General features: G+C 71.2%; 5 protein-coding genes. 1 reads left to right on the forward strand and 4 read right to left on the reverse strand.

Annotated elements, in window-relative coordinates:
* Together HY68_RS45085 and HY68_RS14070 are read right to left on the reverse strand one after the other, a co-directional pair.
* Window positions 1-362: P1 family peptidase (locus HY68_RS45085; RefSeq protein ID WP_041988708.1), on the reverse strand; the 362-nt coding region annotated here is incomplete at its 3' end.
* Window positions 349-1,569, reverse strand: coding sequence for a low temperature requirement protein A (locus HY68_RS14070; RefSeq protein WP_041988710.1), 1,221 nt, complete (start codon window positions 1,567-1,569; stop codon window positions 349-351). The genes HY68_RS14070 and HY68_RS45085, both read right to left, overlap by 14 nt.
* A 60-nt stretch (window positions 1,570-1,629) precedes the next feature.
* On the opposite strand from HY68_RS14070, the gene HY68_RS14075 reads away from it, so the two are divergent.
* Window positions 1,630-1,833 carry a hypothetical protein gene (locus tag HY68_RS14075; RefSeq protein ID WP_041988713.1) on the forward strand — a complete coding sequence of 68 codons (204 nt, stop codon included), beginning with the start codon at window positions 1,630-1,632 and terminating at the stop codon, window positions 1,831-1,833.
* A 37-nt stretch (window positions 1,834-1,870) separates the two neighbouring features.
* Here HY68_RS14075 and mscL read toward each other — a convergent pair whose 3' ends face one another.
* Window positions 1,871-2,338: a large conductance mechanosensitive channel protein MscL gene (mscL, locus tag HY68_RS14080; protein ID WP_041988716.1), complete on the reverse strand. Its 468-nt coding sequence runs from the start codon at window positions 2,336-2,338 to the stop codon at window positions 1,871-1,873.
* A gap of 123 nt (window positions 2,339-2,461) precedes the next feature.
* On the reverse strand, window positions 2,462-2,825 hold a 364-nt coding region (locus tag HY68_RS14085; RefSeq protein ID WP_041996039.1), incomplete at its 5' end, for an RcpC/CpaB family pilus assembly protein.

Consider the following 2,825-nt stretch of genomic DNA (forward strand, 5'->3'; position numbering starts at 1 on the left):
CCGCGCCCGAGGTCGAAGATCCCGGCGGCCGGCACGACCGGCACCACCTGCGCCGGATCGGCCGAGACCCGCACCCCACGGCCGCGCTCCTCCAGCCACGCCATCACCCCGGACGCCGAGTCCAGGCCGTACGCGCTGCCGCCCGTCAGGACGACCGCCTCGACGCGCTGCACGAGATTGCGCGGGTCCAGGGCGTCGGTCTCCCGGGTGGCGGGCCCGCCACCCCGTACGTCGACGGCGGCGACCACCCCGCCCTCCGGGGCGAGGACGACCGTCGTCCCGGTCAGGGCATGCTCCCCGTCGACCTGTGCGTGGCCGACCCGCAGTCCGGTCACATCGGTCAGTGCGTCATTCGCTGTCACGATCACCCTCCGTCTCGCTATCCGTGCCGCCCCTGACGAGTGCCACCCCGACGGCCACCGCCGCTGCCGCCACCAGACCGGCGACGAGCACCGCCCACGTACCGGCGAACGTGACGGCCCCGATCGCCACCGCCGCGCCCGGCAGCACGATCTGCTGGGCGGGGCCGGACTTGAAGTGGCGCGCGTGCAGCAGCCAGACGGTCAGCAGGAAGACCGCCGCCGGGACGGTGACGGCCGCGGACGCCGCCAGGGTGGAGATGTGCGCCTCGCCCGTGGCCTGCTCCACCGCGACCTCAAGGCCCGCACCGATCGCCGCGGCCGACCCGAAGATGACGAAGTGGCCGTAACCCCAGGGAATGGCCTGCCGGTTGCTGCTCAACCGCCGCTGCGCCGGGACGGCGAAGTAGATCCACCAGGCGGAGAAGACGATGAGGACACCGCCACCGGCGATGGGCAGCAGCCGGTGCAGGACGTCATGCTCGTCGAGGGCCGACTGGACGGCCACGGTGGCCGCCGACATCGTCTCGCCCAGGACGATCAGCGTGAACAGCCCGTAGCGCTCGGCGATGTGGTGCGGATGCCACGGCGTCGCATGCCGGCGCTCGGCCACCACCGGCACCAGCATCTCGGCCGCCCCGACGATCAGGAACAGCCAGTGCTTCATCCCTCCGGGCACGGCCAGCAGACCGAGCCAGGCCGCCTGGCAGATCACCAGCCCCACGGCGTAGGTCACATTGGTCCGCCGCCCGGGACTGCCCGCAGGTTCGGCGGCCGTCGCCCGCAGCCACTGCGTCGTCAGCGCCAGCCGCATCACGACATAGCCCACGACGGCGACGGTCCAGTTGTTGTCGTCGAAGGCGCGCGGCACCCCGGCGGCGAAGATCAGCACACCGCAGATCTGCACCAGGGTCGCGATCCGGTACGGCACGTCGTCGGTGTCGTACGCCGAGGCGAACCAGGTGAAGTTCATCCAGGCCCACCACACGCCCCAGAAGATGAACAGATACCCGATGACGCCGGTGCCCACATGCCCCTCGGCGAGCGCGTGCACCAGGCGGCCCCCGGCCTGGGCGACGGCGACCACGAAACACAGGTCGAAGAAGAGTTCCAGCGGGGTCGAGGCGCGGTGTGCCTCGTCCCGGCTGCGGGCGGTCATCCGGCGGTGCGGGCTCACCGCTGCGTCATGCGCTGCGTCGGTCGGCGTCATGGGACCAGCACAGCAGAGTGCTCCGACGCGACGCGACGCGCACCGCCGTACGCTTGCCGTATGAGCAGTGTCCCCGCACCCGACCCGCAGCCGGCCGACCACGGCCGGCCGCCGCGCCCGCACCCCGGCCTGATCTTCGACGATCCGCTGGACCAGCAGTCGTCGGACGACACGGACAGCGGCTGGGGCGAGCGGCCCTCCGGCGGCGACAGCGCCGCCGACCTGGCCCGGTTCCTCGACGAGAAGCCCCCGCACCACATCTGAGTGAGGGCGGCCAGGACGGCGGTCACGAGCATCGTGACTAGCCGTCGCGCCCGGGGCCGCGCTGGGTGACCAGGGTGTCCCTGATCTCCTTCAGCACCTCCAGCTCGCTGACCTCGATGATCTCCTGCTGCTCTTCCTTGACCTCGTCGTGCCTGGCCCGCCGGGCGAGGTACCTGGACATCGGCAGCACCATCAGGAAGTACACGACGGCCGCGGTGATCAGGAAGGTGAGCGTCGCGCTGAGCACCGTCCCCCACATGATCTGAATGCCTTCGGCCTCCCCCGCGCCGTTCGTCCTGCAGGGTGCTTTGAGGCACGAGCTGTACTTGTCCAGATCCTTCGTGCCGAACGCGCCGACCACGGGATTGATGACGCCCTTGACGACCGCGTTCACGATGTTGGTGAACGCGGCGCCGATGACGACGGCGACCGCGAGGTCGATCACATTGCCGCGCATCAGGAAGGCTTTGAAGCCCGCCAGCACGCTGTCCTTCTGCTCGCTCACGAGTGAGCCTTTCTTCGCCTGTGGGGTAGGGGTCGCACACTGCACCGCAACCTACGGCAGCGCGTGCCCACGCTGTCCAATCCGCACACGCGATCTGCTGACCCGCCGGTTCGTCAGTACGAATCAGCACAGCGTCACCGCCAGTTCGGAGCCGGCGGCGGCCCCGGCGAGCGCAGTCGCCGTGGCCCGCGGTACGGACAGGACGAGCAAAGCGCCACCGTCAGGGGCGAGTTGCCCGCCACCGTACGACTCTGACATCTCCGGCATTTCTGGAATCTCGGTCACCCGGGCGCCTGCGGCGACCACCCGCGCCTCGGTCCGCGCCTCCGTCCCTGCCTCGGGCCCGCCCGTCGCGATCACATCGACCCGGTCGCCGCGCCGCAGCAGGCGGACCGTCGCCGCGTCGGCGATCCGGACCGGCGCCGACACCAACTCCCTTGCCCTGGACCTCGGCGGCGGTGCTTCGGCCCTGCCCGGCGTCCGGGCC

It is taken from the genome of Streptomyces sp. AcH 505 (genome assembly GCF_000818175.1).
Taxonomy (GTDB): Bacteria; Actinomycetota; Actinomycetes; order Streptomycetales; family Streptomycetaceae; genus Streptomyces.